Source organism: Nocardioides sp. QY071 (assembly GCF_029961765.1).
GTDB lineage: Bacteria > Actinomycetota > Actinomycetes > Propionibacteriales > Nocardioidaceae > Nocardioides.
Genome location: NZ_CP124681.1, coordinates 1,577,694 through 1,594,148 on the forward strand (window position 1 = coordinate 1,577,694; position 16,455 = coordinate 1,594,148).

Annotated in this window: 15 protein-coding genes; 11 read left to right on the plus strand and 4 right to left on the minus strand. The window is 71.1% G+C overall.

Translation table 11 applies throughout. The features are described from left to right. Window positions 1–154 precede the first annotated feature (154 nt). On the minus strand, window positions 155–973 hold the full coding sequence (locus QI633_RS07520) for an ABC transporter permease (protein WP_282428573.1): 819 nt from the start codon (window positions 971–973) through the stop codon (window positions 155–157). After that, entirely contained in the window at window positions 970–1,902 is a 933-nt protein-coding gene (locus QI633_RS07525; RefSeq protein ID WP_282428574.1) for an ATP-binding cassette domain-containing protein, read from the minus strand. The genes QI633_RS07520 and QI633_RS07525 overlap by 4 nt, the downstream gene beginning before the upstream one ends. 210 nt (window positions 1,903–2,112) lie before the next feature. Here QI633_RS07525 and QI633_RS07530 point away from each other — a divergent pair, with 210 nt between their 5' ends. After that, on the plus strand, window positions 2,113–2,757 hold the full coding sequence (locus tag QI633_RS07530; protein WP_282428575.1) for a DsbA family oxidoreductase: 645 nt from the start codon (window positions 2,113–2,115) through the stop codon (window positions 2,755–2,757). Window positions 2,758–2,760: 3 nt separating this feature from the next. Here QI633_RS07530 and QI633_RS07535 read toward each other — a convergent pair whose 3' ends face one another. Continuing rightward, a complete protein-coding gene (locus QI633_RS07535; protein WP_282428576.1) occupies window positions 2,761–3,213 on the minus strand; it encodes a MaoC family dehydratase in 453 nt (150 codons plus the stop codon). 180 nt (window positions 3,214–3,393) lie between these two features. On the opposite strand from QI633_RS07535, the gene efeU reads away from it, so the two are divergent. The 4 genes from efeU (at window position 3,394) to serA (ending at window position 8,403) form a co-directional block, all read left to right on the plus strand. After that, window positions 3,394–4,257, plus strand: a complete 864-nt coding sequence (gene efeU, locus QI633_RS07540) for an iron uptake transporter permease EfeU (protein ID WP_282428577.1) — start codon at window positions 3,394–3,396, stop codon at window positions 4,255–4,257. 2 nt (window positions 4,258–4,259) lie between these two features. Further along, entirely contained in the window at window positions 4,260–5,474 is a 1,215-nt protein-coding gene (gene efeO / locus QI633_RS07545; protein WP_282428578.1) for an iron uptake system protein EfeO, read from the plus strand. Further along, entirely contained in the window at window positions 5,471–6,736 is a 1,266-nt protein-coding gene (efeB, locus tag QI633_RS07550; RefSeq protein WP_282429290.1) for an iron uptake transporter deferrochelatase/peroxidase subunit, read from the plus strand. The genes efeO and efeB overlap by 4 nt, the downstream gene beginning before the upstream one ends. Window positions 6,737–6,813: 77 nt before the next feature. Then, window positions 6,814–8,403, plus strand: coding sequence for a phosphoglycerate dehydrogenase (serA, locus tag QI633_RS07555; RefSeq protein WP_141799698.1), 1,590 nt, complete (start codon window positions 6,814–6,816; stop codon window positions 8,401–8,403). A 154-nt stretch (window positions 8,404–8,557) separates the two neighbouring features. Here the strand turns inward: serA and QI633_RS07560 are convergent, their stop codons facing one another. Next, a complete protein-coding gene (locus QI633_RS07560; protein WP_282428579.1) occupies window positions 8,558–10,012 on the minus strand; it encodes a PLP-dependent aminotransferase family protein in 1,455 nt (484 codons plus the stop codon). Window positions 10,013–10,108: 96 nt separating this feature from the next. Here QI633_RS07560 and QI633_RS07565 point away from each other — a divergent pair, with 96 nt between their 5' ends. From QI633_RS07565 to QI633_RS07590, 6 genes are all read left to right on the plus strand, one after another. Continuing rightward, complete coding sequence (locus tag QI633_RS07565) at window positions 10,109–10,771, plus strand: hypothetical protein (RefSeq protein WP_141799696.1); 663 nt, start codon at window positions 10,109–10,111, stop codon at window positions 10,769–10,771. Window positions 10,772–10,875: 104 nt separating this feature from the next. After that, window positions 10,876–12,105, plus strand: a complete 1,230-nt coding sequence (locus QI633_RS07570; RefSeq protein WP_141799695.1) for a toxic anion resistance protein — start codon at window positions 10,876–10,878, stop codon at window positions 12,103–12,105. A 32-nt stretch (window positions 12,106–12,137) separates the two neighbouring features. Next, on the plus strand, window positions 12,138–12,653 hold the full coding sequence (locus tag QI633_RS07575; RefSeq protein WP_141799694.1) for a hypothetical protein: 516 nt from the start codon (window positions 12,138–12,140) through the stop codon (window positions 12,651–12,653). Beyond that, window positions 12,650–14,260, plus strand: coding sequence for an AAA family ATPase (locus QI633_RS07580; protein WP_282428580.1), 1,611 nt, complete (start codon window positions 12,650–12,652; stop codon window positions 14,258–14,260). Before QI633_RS07575 ends, QI633_RS07580 begins: the two co-directional genes overlap by 4 nt. Continuing rightward, window positions 14,257–15,525, plus strand: a complete 1,269-nt coding sequence (locus QI633_RS07585; RefSeq protein WP_282428581.1) for a hypothetical protein — start codon at window positions 14,257–14,259, stop codon at window positions 15,523–15,525. Before QI633_RS07580 ends, QI633_RS07585 begins: the two co-directional genes overlap by 4 nt. After that, entirely contained in the window at window positions 15,522–16,451 is a 930-nt protein-coding gene (locus tag QI633_RS07590; protein ID WP_282428582.1) for a glutamate ABC transporter substrate-binding protein, read from the plus strand. The genes QI633_RS07585 and QI633_RS07590 overlap by 4 nt, the downstream gene beginning before the upstream one ends. Window positions 16,452–16,455 lie beyond the last annotated feature (4 nt).

Genomic DNA, 16,455 nt, shown 5'->3' on the forward strand with positions numbered 1-16,455 from the left:
TGATGGCGACTCACCCATGTTGGGCATCTGACTGCACGCTGACCCGGCGCGAAGTGGCTCGTAGACCGCGCCGACCCGGCAGAAAGTGTCTTTTCTTGCGAGACACTTTCTGCCGGGTCAGCGGAAATCCGGGACCACTTCGTGCCGGGTCGCGCTACTTCACCTCGGAGCGCAGCACCAGCCGGGTTCCGATGAGGAGCGGGAGCACGATCCACAGCACCGACGTGACGCCGAGCTGCGCCCAGTCGTGGCCGGTGAGGCCGCCGTCGAAGAGCAGGAAGCGGGTCTCGTTGAGGTCGAACCAGCCGGCGTTGTCCGCCCACCACTCCTGGACCGAGGCCAGCGCGCCGGACAGGCCGGGCAGCACCAGGATGGCCACGAAGTAGCCGACGATCGCCGCGGGGGAGTTGCGGAAGAGCAGGCCCAGGGTGAGGCCGAGCAGCATGCCGAGCTCGTTGGCGAGCACGATCTGGGCGAACGTCGCGACGGAGATGTTCCAGATCGGGTCGTTGCCGGTGATCAAGGAGGTCACCAGGTTGCCGAGGGCGCCGACGCCGAGGGCGACGAGCATCGAGACCGCGCCGATGAGCAGGGTGTTGACCACCTTGGCGGCGAGCACGCGGCGACGCTGCGGGACGAGCGTGAAGGTCGTCAGGGCGGTGCGCTGACTCCACTCGCTGGTGACCGCGAGGACGCCGATGATCGGCAGGATGATCGACATCGGCGAGCCGATCGAGGCGGCGAAGTCCTCGAAGTCGAGGGTGTCGCGGTCGCCGAGGATGACGGTGAGCGTGGTCGCGATCACCGAGGTGATCACGATGCTCGCCATCAGCCAGAAGCCGGAGCGGGTGTCGAACATCTTGCGCAGCTCGACACGCTGCACCCTGCTGAACGGGGTCCGGGCCGGCACGGGACGCGTCCGCTCGGTGGTCGGTACGACGCCCGGTGCGGCGTCGATGGTCGTGGCGGTCATGCCGCTGCTCCTTGCGTGGTGGTGGCCTGCTGGTTGGTGACGGTCTCGCGCTGGCTCTCGGCGGTGAGGGCCAGGAACATCTCCTCGAGCCCGGCGCCGTCGGCGGCGCGCAGCTCGGTCACGGCGATGCCGGCGGCGAAGGCGGCCTGGCCGACACGGGTCAGGTCGGCCTCGGCGAGCACGGCGCCGCCGGAGGTGGGCCGGGCGGTGATCCCGGCGGTGACGAGCGCGCCGGCGAGGGCGTTGCCGTCGGCCGCGCGGACCAGGGTGCCGGCGCCGGCGAGCAGCTCCTCCTTGGTGCCCTGGGCGACGATCCGGCCGTTGCCGATCACGACCAGGTCGTCGGCGATGACCTCGATCTCGTGCAGTAGGTGCGAGGAGAGCAGCACGGTGCCGCCCTGGTCGGCGAAGTCGCGCAGCAGGTCGCGCATCCAGCGGATGCCGGCCGGGTCGAGGCCGTTGGCGGGCTCGTCGAGGATGAGGACCTCGGGGTTGCCGAGCAGCGCCGTACCGATGCCCAGCCGCTGCCGCATGCCGAGCGAGTAGTTGCGGACCCTGCGGCTGGCCTCGTCCGGCGTGAGGCTGACCCGCTCGAGCATCTCGTCGACGCGGGTGCGCGGCAGGCCCATGGTGAGGGCGGCGATGGTGAGGATCTCGCGGCCGGTCCGACCCGCGTGCTGGGCCGACGCGTCCAGCAGGACGCCGACCTCGCGGCCCGGGTCGGGCAGCTCGGCGAAGCGGCGCCCGAGGACCCGGACCTCGCCGCTGCCGGGCGCGGTCAGGCCGACCATCACCCGCATGGTGGTGGACTTTCCGGCGCCGTTGGGCCCGAGGAACCCGGTGACGCGGCCGGGCGCGGCGGTGAACGACACGTCGTCGACGGCGGTGAAGCTGCCGTACGACTTGCTGAGGGACTCGACTGTGATCATGTCCCGAAGCCTGTCGCCGCCCGGCCCCTCGGCGCTTCGGGCAGATCCCTTGACCCGCCCCTGACCTCGACCCCGGGGCCCCTAGGGGTCCGCCGGGGTTTCGAGGCGGCTTCGCAAGCTCAGCCGGCACCTCAACCACCGACTTTTCCCAGGTCCGCGCTCCGCGCCGGCCCTGGGAAGCAATCAGGGGTACGACGCGTTGCACGCGTCGTGCGTATCGAGATCTGGGCCGACGTCGTGTGTCCGTGGTGCTACATCGGCAAGCGCCGCCTGGAGCGGGCGCTCGCCTCGTTCGAGCACCGTGACGAGGTCGAGGTGGTCTACCGCTCCTACGAGCTGGACCCGTTCGCGCCCGAGGTCGGCACCGAGACCACGGTGCAGGTGCTCGGCCGCAAGTTCGGTGCGGACGAGGCGGGCACCCGCGCGATGATGGCCCGTGCCGACGAGGTCGCCGCAGGGGAGGGCCTGGAGTTCGCCCACGCCGACGCGCTGCACGCGCGCACGCTCACCGCGCACCGCCTGCTCCACCTGGCTGCGGCGGTCGGGCGCCAGCACGAGCTGATGGAGCAGGTCCTCGCGGCGTACTTCACCCGCGGCGAGTCCCTCGGCGACCACGACGTGCTGCGCCGTGCGGCCGCCGCGGCCGGGCTCCCCGCCGAGCGGGTCGAGCAGGTCCTCGACAGCGACGAGTACCGCGACGAGGTGATGGCCGACGTCGCCCAGGCCCGGGCGTACGGCTCGAGCGGTGTCCCGTTCTTCGTCCTCGACGGCCGCTTCGGCATCTCCGGCGCGCAGCCGACCGAGCTGTTCGAGCAGGCGCTCACCCAGGCGTGGGAGTCGCGCGTCACGGCCTGACCGTCACGGCAGCAGCAGGACCACCGTCTCGGCGACGCAGGCCGGCTTGGCCTCGTCCTCGATCTCGATCGTGTGGTGCACGGTGAGCTGCTTGCCGCTGGGGATGTCGACGACCTCGCCCATCCTCACGTGAAGCCGGATCCGCTTGCCGACCAGCAGCGGTGCGGGGAAGCGGACCTTGTTGACGCCGTAGTTGAGCTTGGCGCCCGGCGTACGCAGCGTGAACACCTGGCTGCCGAGCCACGGCACGAGTGACAGGGTGAGGTAGCCGTGGGCGATCGTGCCGCCGAACGGTCCCTCCTTGGCCCGCTCCAGGTCGACGTGGATCCACTGGTGGTCGCCGGTCGCGTCGGCGAACTGGTTGACCCGGCGCTGGTCGATGGTGACCCAGTCGCTGGTCCCGAGATCGGTCCCGGCGGCCTCGGTGAGCTCCTCGAACGTCGTGAACACGCGCATGGCCTTGACTCCTTCGTCGACGGCGAACCCTGGTGCCTCGACCTTAGGACGCAACAGGTACGACGGTCAGCCACCGCCGCGCCGTCGTCTCACGTCCTGGGGTGCCACCGTCGGCGGACGCGGCAGGTGAGGACAGCCTCCATTAGGCAAGGCTAACCATGCGGAGTACCCTCGACCTTCGTGCTCGCCAACCTCCTGATCGGACTACGCGAAGGCCTCGAGGCCGCGCTGGTCGTCAGCATCCTGGTGGCCTACCTCGTCAAGTCGGAGCGCCGTGAGCTGCTGCCGCGGATCTGGGCGGGCGTCGGCATCGCCGTCGCGGTCGCCCTCGCCTTCGGCGCCGCCCTGACCTTCGGGCCGCGCGGCCTGACCTTCGAGGCACAGGAGGCGATCGGCGGCACCCTGTCGATCGTCGCCGTCGCGTTCGTCACCTGGATGATCTTCTGGATGTCGACCGCGGCCCGCGGTCTCGGTGCCGAGCTCCGTGGCCAGATCGACAAAGCCGCCGAGGGCGGGCGCTGGTCGCTGGTCGTCGTCGCGATGCTCGCCGTGGGCCGTGAGGGCCTCGAGACCGCGCTCTTCCTGTGGGCGGCCACCCAGGCCGGCACCCGCGACACCGTCGGGTCGGTGACCCCGACCTGGGAGCCCCTGGTCGGCGCGATGCTCGGCATCCTGGTCGCCGTCGCCCTCGGCTACCTCATCTACCGGGGCGCGATCCGCCTCAACCTCACCGTGTTCTTCACCTGGACCGGCGCCTTCCTCATCCTGGTCGCCGGTGGTGTCCTGGCCTACGGCCTGCACGACCTCCAGGAGGCGGGGATCCTCCCCGGCCTGCACAACCTGGCCTTCGACGTCTCCGACGCGATCCCGCCGTCGTCCTGGTACGGCACCCTGCTCAAGGGCGTCTTCAACTTCTCGCCCGCGACGACCTGGCTCGAGGCCACCGCCTGGGTGCTGTACGTCGTCCCCGTGGGCGCACTCTTCCTCCTCCGGACCCGCAGCACGCGTCCGGCCCGTCCCTCCCGTCAGCTTCAGGAGCACTGATGATGCGTAAGACCCCCATCGCGGCGAGGACCCTCGTTGCCTCGGTGACCGCCCTGGCCGTCGTGCCGATGCTCGCCGCCTGCACCGAGAACGCCTCCTCCGGGGAGGACGGGAAGAAGGGCGGTGACGCCCGCACGCTGAGCGTCGGCTCGAGCGCCGACGCCTGCGAGCTGTCGGCGACCAAGGCTCCGGCCGGCACGCTGAGCTTCGACGTCACCAACACCGGCTCCGACGTCACCGAGTTCTACCTGCTCGGCGCCGACGGCCTGCGCATCGTCGGCGAGGTCGAGAACATCGGGCCGAACCTGACCAAGAAGCTCACCGTGAACGCCCCCGAGGGCGACTACTTCACCGCCTGCAAGCCGGGCATGGTCGGCGAGGGCATCCGGGCCCCGTTCACCGTCACCCACTCCGAGCAGGAGCAGCAGGTCAGCGCGTCCGACCAGGAGCTGATCGACCAGGCGCAGGCCAACTACCGCGCCTACGTGCAGGACCAGTCCGCCCAGCTGCTGGAGAAGACCAAGGAGTTCGTCCAGCTCTACGAGGGCGGAAAGGACGACGAGGCCCGGGGGCTCTACCCGGTCGCCCGCGAGCACTGGGAGCGGATCGAGACCGTCGCCGAGTCCTTCGGCGACCTCGACCCCAAGACCGACGCGCGCGAAGCCGACGTCGACTTCGCCGCCGGTGAGAAGTGGGCCGGCTGGCACCGCATCGAGAAGGACCTGTGGCCGCAGGGCGCCAAGGGCTACACCGCCCTGAAGCCCGCCGAGCGCACGACGTACGGCGACGACCTGCTCGCCAACGTCACCGAGCTCGACAAGCGGATCCAGGCCACCGGCCCCGACGCGCTGACCTACCCGATCGACGCGATCGCCAACGGCTCGATCGGCCTGCTCGAGGAGGTCGCGAACGGCAAGATCACCGGCGAGGAGGAGGCCTGGTCGCACACCGATCTGTGGGACTTCCAGGCCAACGTCGACGGCGCGCGCGTGGCCTACGAGGGCGTCCAGGGGCTGCTCGAGGCCAAGGACCCGGCCCTCGCCGAGGAGCTGACCGCGAAGTTCGACGCGCTGCAGGCGGTGCTCGACCAGTACCGCGACGGCGACGGCTTCGTGCTCTACACCGCGCTGGAGCCGGCCGACACGAAGAAGATGACCGACGCCGTCAACGCGCTGTCCGAGCCGCTCTCGAAGCTCACCGCGGCGGTGACCTCCTGACCGCCAGGTCCCGCGTCAGCCGGCGCGGTCTCCTCGGCGGTGGCGCGGCCGCCGCCGGGGTGGCCGGCGCCTTCGCGGCCGGACGGATCGCGGCACCCGACCCCGCGAAGGTCGCGGCGCCGACGGCGTCGTACCCCTTCCACGGCGAGCGCCAGGCGGGCATCGTCACACCCGCCCAGGACCGGCTGCACTTCGTCGCGCTCGACGTGACGACCGAGGACCGCGACGAGCTCATCGCGCTGCTGAAGGCCTGGACCGAGGCCGCCGCCCGGATGACCTCGGGCGAGTCCGCCGGCCCGGTCGGTGCGGTCGACGGCCCGGGCAACGCGCCACCGGACGACACCGGCGAGGCCCTGGACCTGCCGCCGAGCCGGCTCACGATCACCTTCGGGTTCGGCCCGGGACTGTTCGTCGACGCCGATGGCAAGGACCGGTTCGGCATCGCGGATCGCCGCCCGGAGGCGCTCGAGCAGCTGCCGAAGTTCTCCGCCGACGTGCTCGACCCGGCCCGCAGCGACGGCGACATCTGCATCCAGGCCTGCGCCGACGACCCGCAGGTCGCCGTGCACGCCATCCGCAACCTGGTCCGGATCGGGTTCGGTACGACGGCCGTGCGCTGGTCCCAGCTCGGATTCGGCCGCACCTCGACCACCTCGACCAGCCAGTCCACGCCGCGCAACCTGTTCGGCTTCAAGGACGGCACCGCCAACATCAAGGCGGAGGAGCGCGAGGCCCTCGACGAGCACGTGTGGGTCGGGGCCGGCGACGACCCGAAGGCCGCCTGGCTGGCGGGCGGCTCGTACCTCGTGACCCGCCGGATCAACATGACCATCGAGGTCTGGGACCGGCAGTCGCTGGAGTCCCAGGAGCAGTTCGTCGGCCGCACCAAGGGCACGGGCGCGCCGCTGTCCGGTGGCGAGGAGATGTCCGACCCGGACTTCTCGATGCAGGGGAGTGCCGGGCCGATCATCCCGGTCGACTCCCACGTCCGCGTCGTGCATCCCGAGACGAACGACGGGGTGCGGATCCTGCGCCGCGGCTACAACTTCGTCGACGGCAGCAACGACGTCGGCGGCCTCGACGCGGGCCTGTTCTTCATCGCCTACCTCCGCGACCCGCGGACCCACTTCATCCCGCTACAGCGGGCGATGTCGAAGTCCGACGCGCTGATGGAGTACCTCCGCTTCACCGGCCAGGCGCTGTTCGCCGTACCTCCCGGCACCGGCAGGGGGGAGTACGTCGGACAGGCCCTCTTCGCCTGAGCGGAGCGGGTAGGCTGGCGGGGTCGCACAGCGTCGTGCCACGCCTTCTCCCGCACCACCTCGCGAAGGACATCGCTGTGACCGCTCGCCCCGTCGTACTCATCGCCGAAGAGCTGAGCCCCGCCACCGTCGAGGCGCTGGGGCCGGACTTCGAGATCCGCACCTGCAACGGGGCCGACCGCGCCGAGCTGCTGGCGGCGATCGCCGATGCCGACGCGATCCTGGTGCGGTCCGCGACCAGGGTCGACGCCGAGGCGCTGGCCGCCGCCGCCCGGCTCAAGGTCGTCGCGCGGGCCGGGGTCGGCCTCGACAACGTCGACGTGAAGGCCGCGACCCAGTCCGGCGTGATGGTCGTGAACGCCCCGACCTCCAATATCGTCTCGGCCGCCGAGCTCGCCGTCGCGCTGATGCTCGCCGCCGCCCGCCATGTCTCGCCGGCCCACGCCTCCCTGCGGGGCGGCGAGTGGAAGCGGTCGAAGTACACCGGCATCGAGCTGTTCGAGAAGACCGTCGGCATCGTCGGCCTCGGCCGGATCGGCGTCCTGGTCGCCCAGCGCCTCGCGGCGTTCGGCATGACCGTGATCGCCTACGACCCCTACGTCCAGGCCGGCCGCGCCGCCCAGGTCGGCGTGCGCCTCGTCGACCTCGACACCTTGATGACCGAGTCCGACTTCATGTCGGTCCACCTGCCCAAGACCGCCGAGACCGTGGGCCTGATCGACGCCGACGCGCTCGCGAAGGCCAAGTCGTCGCTGGTCCTGGTCAACGCCGCGCGCGGCGGCATCGTCGACGAGGGCGCGCTGTACGACGCCCTCAAGACCGGTCGCATCGCGGCCGCCGGGCTCGACGTCTTCACTCAGGAGCCCTGCACCGACAGCCCGCTCTTCGAGCTCGAGAACGTCGTCGCCACCCCCCACCTCGGTGCCTCCACCGACGAGGCCCAGGAGAAGGCCGGCATCGCCGTGGCGAGGTCGGTCCGCCTCGCCCTGTCCGGTGAGCTGGTCCCCGACGCGGTCAACGTCCAGGGCGGTGTCATCGCCGAGGACGTGCGCCCCGGCATCCCGCTGACGGAGAAGCTCGGCCAGATCTTCACCGCCGTCGCCGGCGAGGTCGCCCAGCAGCTGGACGTCGAGGTCCGCGGCGAGATCGCCGAGCACGACGTCAAGGTGCTCGAGCTCGCCGCACTCAAGGGCGTGTTCGCCCACGTCGTCGAGGAGCAGGTCTCCTTCGTCAACGCGCCGCTGCTCGCGGCCGAGCGCGGCATCGTCGTACGCCTGGTGATGGACGGCGAGAGCGGCGACCACCGCAACCTGATCACCCTGCGCGGCACCCTCGCCGACGGCACCCAGGTCTCCGTGAGCGGCACCCTGGTCGGCATCGCCCAGAAGGAGCGGCTGGTCGAGGTCAACGGCTACCTCGTCGACATCGAGCCCACCGAGCATCTCGCGTTCTTCACGTACGTCGACCGGCCCGGCATGGTCGGCACGGTCGGCCAGATCCTCGGCGACGCCCTGGTCAACATCGCCGGCATGCAGGTCTCCCGCGAGACGAAGGGCGGCGAGGCGCTGGTCGCGCTGTCCGTCGACTCCGCCATCCCGGCCGACGCGCTCGCGCAGATCGAGACGGCCATCGAGGCCACGTCGATCCACGCGGTCGACCTGGCCTGATCCGCCCGTCCTCCCCGTTGAGTTGCCCCGTCCTCACCGTTGAGTTGCCCCGTCCTCACCGTTGAGTTGCCGAACTCGACGGTGAGTCTGCGGCAAGTCAACGGTGAGTCTGCGGCAACTCGACGGTGAGGTTTGCGGCAACTCGACGGAGGGGTCAGGCCACCAGGAACGGCTCGGACCCGACGGGCGGGGCAGCCGCACCGACCCGGCCCGAGGTGACCACGGCCCAGGCGTCCGCGATGCGTCGTACGGCCTCGACCAGCTGGGGCGCCGCGATCGCGTAGGGCAGCCGGATGTAGCGGTCCAGGCCGCCCTCGGGCGCGAACGACGGGCCGGGCGCGAGGAGTACGCCGTGCCGCTCCGCCTCGGTCGACAGCGCGGTCGCGCCGGCGACGGGCAGATGGCACCACAGGGCCATCCCGCCGGCCGGAGTGCGGAACTCCCAGTCGGGCAGGTGCTCGGCGAGCGCGCCGGCCATCGCGTCGCGCTGCTCACGCAGCCGCGCCCGCTGGCCGCGCAGCACCGGCTCGAGGTCGCCGGTCAGCAGTCGGGTCAGCACCAGCTGCTCGAGCACGGGTACGCCGAGGTCGAGCCCGACCCGGGCCCGGGTCAGGCGGTCCACGAGCGCGTGCGGCGCGCGGATCCAGCCCAGCCGCAGGCCGCCCCAGATGCTCTTGCTCGCGCTGCCCACGCAGACGGCGTCCTTCGTCAGCGCCGCGAACGGCGTGCCCGCGTGGTCGTCGTCGAGCGCCAGCAGGTGGTGCGCCTCGTCGACGACGGGGACGGCGTCATGGCCGGCGAGCAGCCGCGCGTACCGCTCCCGGTCGGGCTCGGACATCACCAGCCCGGTCGGGTTGTGGAAGTCCGGCATCAGGTGGACCAGCCGCGGCTTGTGCCGGGTCACGGTCGCGGTGACCGCGTCGAGGTCCCAGCCCGACGGGTCCAGCGCGATCGTCGTCAGCCGCCCGCCGCCGGTGCGCAGCGCCTGCACGGCGTTGGGGTACGTCGGCGACTCCATCAGCACCCGGTCCCGCGGGCCCGCCAGCGCGCTGCCGATCACCGCGGTCGCCGCAAGCGCACCCGGGGTGACGATGATCTGCTCGGGTGCGGTCGGCAGCCCGCGGGCGTCGTACGTCGCCGCGACGGCGGCCTGCAGGTCGGGCATCCCGGCGGGGAAGTAGCCGTGTCCGCCCAGGTGCGCGGGCAGGTCGGCCGCCGCGTCGGCGTACACCGCCGCGATGCCCGGGGGAGCGGTCGCCGCCGCGCAGACCAGGTCGATGACGCCGTTGCCGACGTCGCTGGGCCACAGCGCCCGGTCGAGTGCGCGGGTGCGGCCGCCGGGCAGCCGGGTGAAGGTGCCCGCACCCTGCCGCGCCTCGGCGTACTGCGAGTCGCGCAGCACCGCATAGGCCCGGGTCACCGTCGTCCGGGAGACCCCGAGCGCGTCGGTCAGGTCGCGCTCGCTCGGCAGCCGGGTGCCGTAGCCGATCCGGCCGTCGCCGATCAGCTCGCGCAGCGCGTCGGCCAGTCCGACGTACGCCGGCGACCGGTCGAAGCCCTCGACGAGCGAGGCCAGGCGCGTGGCTGACAGCGAAGTGGACTGCTCCATGCACTGCTCCGTGGTTCGTGTTGGTTCTGCACAGTACAGGCCATTCGTGCGTGATTGGCTATTTCAGAACAGTCCAATCCCCCTCACGCTGGTGTCATGTCGATCGCCGCCCCTGCCCCTCGGGCCGCCGTCCAGCTCGCCGACCTCGGCCCCGTCGCCCAGCTCCGCGCGGGACGGCTGCCGCGCCGCCTCGTCCAGCTGTACGTCGGGCTGTACCTCTACGGCGTCAGCCTGGCCCTCATGGTGCTCGGCGACATCGGCCTGGCGCCGTGGGACGTGCTGCACTCCGGATTCATCCGCCACGTCCCGATCACGCTGGGCCAGGCCGTCGTGCTGTTCAGCTTCGTGGTCCTCGTGCTGTGGATCCCGCTGCGCGAGAAGCCCGGCCTCGGCACCATCTCCAACGCGATCGTGGTCGGCCTGTCCGCCGACCTCACACTGGCGATGTTCGACGCCCCCGACAACCTCGCAGTCCGGATCGCCTTCATGGTCGGCGGCATCGTCCTGTGTGGCCTCGCCACCGCCCTCTACATCGGCGCCCAGCTGGGCCGCGGCCCCCGCGACGGCCTGATGACCGGCCTGCACCGCCGTACCGGACTCTCGATCCGGCTGGTCCGCACCTGCATCGAGGTCGCCGTGGTCCTGATCGGCCTGGTCCTCGGCGGCACCCTCGGTCTCGGCACGGTCGCGTACGCGCTCACCATCGGGCCGATCGCGCAGTGGATGATGCCGTGGTTCCTGGTGGAGCTGGACTCCTGACCCGCAGCCGCGGCGCCCGGGAAGTCGGTGGGATCCCTGAACCGGACCCTGATTTGCCCGCCTGACCCTGCATGAGGAGAGGGTTCGCTGGATAGGCTCGGGCCATGACCACCGACGGTTCCCAGGCCGCTGCCCCCGAGCCCGCCCCGCTCGCCCCTCCCGAGCCGGCCATCACGCTGACGGCACCGGAGGCGCCGGCTCCGGTCGTGGAGACCCAGGCGCCCAAGATGGCGCCGCAGGTCGAGGCGGCGATGGTGCCCGAGCTCGACGCGAAGGTCGACAACTTCCTGGCCTCGCTCGCGGCGGCCAAGGCGGGCAGCCCGGAGTTCGCGGCGCAGGCCGAGAACGTGCGCACGATGGGCGACGCCGACATCCGCAAGGCGGCCGAGACGTCCAACCGGATGCTCGACAAGCCGGTCACCGCGCTCAAGTCGGGCGGCATCGCGCAGGGCTCGACGGTCGGCAAGACGCTCCTCGAGTTGCGCCGCACGGTCGAGGACCTCGACCCCGGTCAGGCGACCGGCGTGAAGAAGTGGTGGGACAAGCTGCCCTTCAACGACAAGATCGAGGACTACTTCCGCAAGTACCAGTCCTCGCAGAGCCAGCTCAACGGCATCCTCCACTCGCTGCGCAGCGGGCAGGACGAGCTGACCCGCGACAACGTCGCGCTCAACCTGGAGAAGACCAACCTCTGGGGCGTGATGGGCCGGCTCAACCAGTACATCTACGTCGCCGAGAAGCTCGACGCGAAGCTGTCGGCCAAGATCGCCGAGCTCGAGCTGAGCGACCCCGAGACGGCCAAGACCCTGTCGCAGGACGTCCTGTTCTACGTCCGCCAGAAGCACCAGGACCTGCTGACCCAGCTGGCGGTGTCGATCCAGGCGTACCTCGCCATCGACATCATCATCAAGAACAACATCGAGCTGATCAAGGGCGTCGACCGGGCGACCACGACGACCATCTCCGCCCTGCGTACGGCGGTCATCGTCGCCCAGGCGCTGAGCAACCAGAAGCTGGTCCTCGACCAGATCACGGCGCTCAACACCACTACGTCCGCGATGATCCAGCGCACCTCGGAGATGCTCAAGGAGAACTCCGCCGCGATCCAGGAGCAGGCCGCGTCCTCGACCATCGGCATCGAGCAGCTGCAGGCCGCGTTCGCCAACATCTACGCGACGATGGACTCGATCGACGAGTTCAAGCTCAAGGCGCTCGACAATATGTCGACCACGATCGGCGTGCTCGAGAACGAGGTGCAGAAGTCGAAGGCCTACCTCGACCGCGTCCAGCAGCACGACGCCCGCAACGCGGCCGGCACGCTGGACATCGGCTGAGCTGACAGCACAGGGGACAGGACAGTTTTCGGGTGGGGCTGAAGTCGTGGTGGCGGCGGTCTCGGAGTGCTGCGCAGGAGCCGGCGTACGTCGTACCGCCGGCGCCGACCGAGCAGGACATCCGTGCCGCGCTCAACCAGGTGTACGCGATGCTCACCGACAACAACGCGCCGCCGGTGGTCATCTCGCGGGTGCAGCGGATCGCGCGCACGATCAACCAGACGCTGCCGCGGCTCAGCCAGCTCGGCCTGGGCAGCGAGGAGTCCTACTCGGTGGTGGCGACGGCGACCGACTACCTCCCTGAGGCGCTGCAGTCCTACCTCCGGCTGCCGCGTGATTGGGCCGACACCCGGCCGATCGACGGGCCGAAGACGGCGCTGCTGATCCTCATCGAGGCGCTCGAGCTGCTCGGGGTCACGATGGACCAGATCCTCGACGCCGCCAACCGCGCCGACGCGCAGGCGCTGATCGCCCACAGCCGCTTCCTCGACGCCAAGTTCGGCCACTCCTCCTCGGGCGGCCCCGACCTCACGCTGGGAACCCCATGACGACGCTCACCGAAGCCCTCGACGCCCTCGTCGCCGCGGCCCGCACCGCCGGGCTCGACGAGGCCGCCGCCCGTGCCGAGGGCGAGGCCGTCGCCGCCACCGTCTCCGAGCGCTCCCGTGGCGCCTTCGTCGACTGGTGCGCGCAGACCGGGCGTGAGCGCTCGGCCGAGGAGCACATGCTCGCGGCCAAGCGGGGCAACCGGTTCCGCGCCGGCCCGACGCCGCTGATGTCCCAGCTGCTGCTGGAGAAGTCCGCCGCGTCGGCCGACTACGCCGGCGCGCTCGCCGACGTCGCGCTGGCCGGCTCCGCGCTCGGCGAGCCCGGTCCCGATGCGGTCGGCGCCGCCACCACGGTCACCACCGCGCAGATGGGCGGCGGTTTCGAGGCTCGGTCGCTGGGCGACCTCGCACCTCAACCACCGCGGGGCGCCTTCGACCTTCCCACGCGCCAGCCGGTGCCCGGGCTCGGCGACCAGATGCTCGACCAGGTACGCCGCGTCGGCGAGCAGGTGCGCCGCCAGCTCGGCGCGCTCAACGAGGCGACCCCGACGGCGTCCACCGACGCGCCCGTGGTGCCGTCCGCGGACGGCGTACAGACCCAGACGGCGGAGCCGGAGCAGCCCGTCGAGAAGCCGGCCGAGGACCCCGAGCCCACCAAGAGCGTCGAGGAGCTGCTCACCGAGCTCGACGGGCTGATCGGCCTGGCCAACGTCAAGGGCGAGATCCACCGCCAGGCCGCCGTGCTCCGCGTCGAGGGCCTGCGCAAGAAGGCCGGGCTGGAGAGCCCGACGATCACCCGCCACCTCGTCTTCAACGGCAACCCCGGCACCGGCAAGACCACGGTCGCGCGCCTGGTCGCCGGCATCTACCGCGCACTCGGCCTGCTCACCAAGGGCCAGTTGGTCGAGGTGGACCGATCCGAGCTGGTGGCCGGCTATCTCGGCCAGACCGCCGCGAAGACCGCCGAGGTCGTGAAGTCGGCCGAGGGCGGCGTGCTGTTCATCGACGAGGCGTACTCCCTCTCCGGTGACCAGTACGGCAAGGAGGCGATCGACACCCTGGTCAAGGAGATGGAGGACAAGCGCGAGGACCTCGTGGTCATCGTCGCCGGGTACCCGCTCCCGATGGCGATCTTCATCTCCGAGAACCCGGGCCTGGAGAGCCGGTTCCGGACCACGATCGACTTCTCCGACTACACCGACGACGAGCTGGTCGCGATCTTCGCGTCGATGGTCGAAGGTGCCGACTACGACGCCGGCGAGCCGGTGCTGGCGCGGTTGCGCGAGATCCTCGGCGGCACCGAGCGCGGGCCGTCGTTCGGCAACGCGCGGTTCGTGCGCAACCTGATGGAGGCCGCGATCGGCCGCCACGCCTGGCGTCTGCGCGACATCGCGGCCCCCACCCTGGAGCAGCTGCGCGCCCTCGAGCCCGAGGACCTCGTAGTCGACCCCAACGACGAGAACGACGTCGCCGCGCCCACCGACGGTGCGGTGGCCGCGCCAGCGGACGCTCCGCCCGCCGAGCCGGTCGACCCGTTCGGTGACGACGCCACGGTCGCCCGGAAGCCGAAGGACCCCCAGGCCGAGACCCCCGAGGAGGAGTCGTGAGCCAGACCGCCACCCCCGCGGCCGCCCCGCCACCCCCCGCCGCCGCACCCGCGCCCGCCGCGGCGGCACCCGCACCCGCGGCCCAGCCCGCGTCGTCGTACGTCGACACGCCGGCGTTGCTCAACCGCTGGCAGCTGATCGGCATGAGCGTGGCCATCGTCTTCGGCATCGTCAGCGCGCTCGTGCAGTTCGTGGGCTGGCAGTCCGACGGTCGCGCGGCCGGCGACACCGAGCAGCTGCTGCGGGTCCAGGAGGTCAAGACCTCGCTGCTGCGCGCCGACGCGCTCGCGACCAACGCCTTCCTCAAGGGCGGCCTGGAGGACCCGGCCCAGCGCAAGGAGTACGACGCCGCGATCGACGGTGTCCTCAAGGACATCGCCGACGCGGCCGAGGCCCAGCCCGCCGACCGCAAGGCCCTCGCCGCGCTCAATGTCGAGGTGACCGAGTACGCCACGGGGGTCGCGCAGGGACGCGACAACAACCGGCAGAACTTCCCGATCGGCGCGGAGTACCTCAGCACGTCCAGCGTCGAGCTGCGCGCCAGCGCACTGCCGATCCTCGACGAGCTGATCAAGGCCAACCAGCAGCGCGCCGAGGACGCCATGAACGGGCAGCACCCGATCTGGCTGTTCCTCTTCGGCGTCGTGATCCTGGGGGCGCTGGTGTGGCTCAACCGGGAGCTGGCCAAGCACTTCCGGCGGCGGATCAACAAGGGGCTCGCGATCGCGGCCGTCATCGTGCTGGCGGTCACCTTGGTCACGGTGGCCGGTGCCTGGATCCGGGACAGCTCCAACGACAGCCTGCGCGACGGCGAGTTCGCGACGGCGGTCCACGAGGCCAACGCCCGCACCGCCGGCAACGACGCGAAGGCCAACGAGAGCCTGCGGCTGATCAAGCGCGGCTCCGGTGCGACCTACGAGGACAACTGGAAGACCTCGGCCGAGGCGGTCGACGCGTCGGACACCGGGGCGGCCGGTGACTGGGACGCCTACACGAAGGTGCACGACGAGATCGTGAAGCTCGACAACGACGGCGAGTGGGAGCAGGCGCGCACGAAGGCGATCGAGGAGAGCGGCAAGGCCTTCCAACCCTTCGACGACGCCACCCGCGCCGCGGTCGAGAAGAACGGCGCCGTGGCGACCGACGACCTGCGCAGCGGCCGCTGGTTCGCCCTGCTCATGAGCGGGCTGACGCTGCTCCTCGGTGTCGCGGCCGCGCTGTCGGTCGCGCGAGGTATCGGCGAGCGACGAAGGGAGTTCTCATGACCAGGGTCCGAGTCCTGGCGGTCGCGCTGACCGCGACGGCGGCACTGCTCGCGGGCTGCGGGTACGACGCCACGCCGCTGCCGAAGCCGAAGGGCGACGCGGGGTCCTCGCCGGCACCGGCCGCGACCCCGGTCGAGTGCACGAACCCCACCCAGTCCTACGACCCGAGCAACGACAAGGCGGCCGCGGTCAAGCAGCTGACCAACAAGGGGCGCCTGGTCGTCGGCGTGTCCGGTGACACCTACAAGATGGGCTTCACCGACCCGACCGACGGCCAGCTCAAGGGCTTCGACATCGCCTTCGCCCAGGCCATCGCCAAGGCGCTCGACGTCACCCTCGACCTCCGGGTGATCTCGGCGGCGCAGCGCATCGACATGCTGAAGAACGGCGAGATCGACATGGTCGCGCGCAACATGACGGTCAACTGCGACCGCTGGGCGCAGGTCGGCTTCTCGGCCGTCTACTACAACGCGACCCAGAAGGTGCTGGTCGGCAGCGACGAGGCCGAGAAGTACACCGGTCCGGCCAGCCTGGCCGGAAAGCGGGTGTGTGCTCCGACCGCGACGACCAGCGTCGCCAACATCAAGAAGATCGAGCCCGACGTGATCCCGGTCGAGGCGGCCAACCACACGGGCTGCCTGATCAAGTTCCAGAACAGCGAGGTCGACGCGATCACCGGCGACGACACCGTGCTCGCCGGGCTCGCTGCGCAGGATCCCTACACCGCGGTGCCGCAGCAGGAGAAGCTGACCGACGAGCCGTACGGCCTGGCGTTCAACAAGGACGACGTGGCGCTGGTCCGCTTCGTCAACTCGGTGCTCGACCAGATGCGCGCCGACGGTCGCTGGACCGGGATCTACGACGAGTGGCTCAAGCCGACCCTCAAGGTTGCCGCCACGCCGCCCGCCCCCGTCTACGGCCGGTGAGCGT

Excerpts from the sequence above, each read along its gene's own strand:
- QI633_RS07520 (WP_282428573.1), bottom strand. The coding sequence starts at position 973 with ATGACCGCCACGACCATCGACGCCGCACCGGGCGTCGTACCGACCACC.
- QI633_RS07525 (WP_282428574.1), bottom strand. The coding sequence starts at position 1,902 with ATGATCACAGTCGAGTCCCTCAGCAAGTCGTACGGCAGCTTCACCGCC.
- QI633_RS07535 (WP_282428576.1), bottom strand. The coding sequence starts at position 3,213 with ATGCGCGTGTTCACGACGTTCGAGGAGCTCACCGAGGCCGCCGGGACC.
- efeO (WP_282428578.1), top strand. The coding sequence starts at position 4,260 with ATGCGTAAGACCCCCATCGCGGCGAGGACCCTCGTTGCCTCGGTGACC.
- QI633_RS07560 (WP_282428579.1), bottom strand. The coding sequence starts at position 10,012 with ATGGAGCAGTCCACTTCGCTGTCAGCCACGCGCCTGGCCTCGCTCGTC.
- QI633_RS07565 (WP_141799696.1), top strand. The coding sequence starts at position 10,109 with ATGTCGATCGCCGCCCCTGCCCCTCGGGCCGCCGTCCAGCTCGCCGAC.
- QI633_RS07570 (WP_141799695.1), top strand. The coding sequence starts at position 10,876 with ATGACCACCGACGGTTCCCAGGCCGCTGCCCCCGAGCCCGCCCCGCTC.
- QI633_RS07580 (WP_282428580.1), top strand. The coding sequence starts at position 12,650 with ATGACGACGCTCACCGAAGCCCTCGACGCCCTCGTCGCCGCGGCCCGC.
- QI633_RS07590 (WP_282428582.1), top strand. The coding sequence starts at position 15,522 with ATGACCAGGGTCCGAGTCCTGGCGGTCGCGCTGACCGCGACGGCGGCA.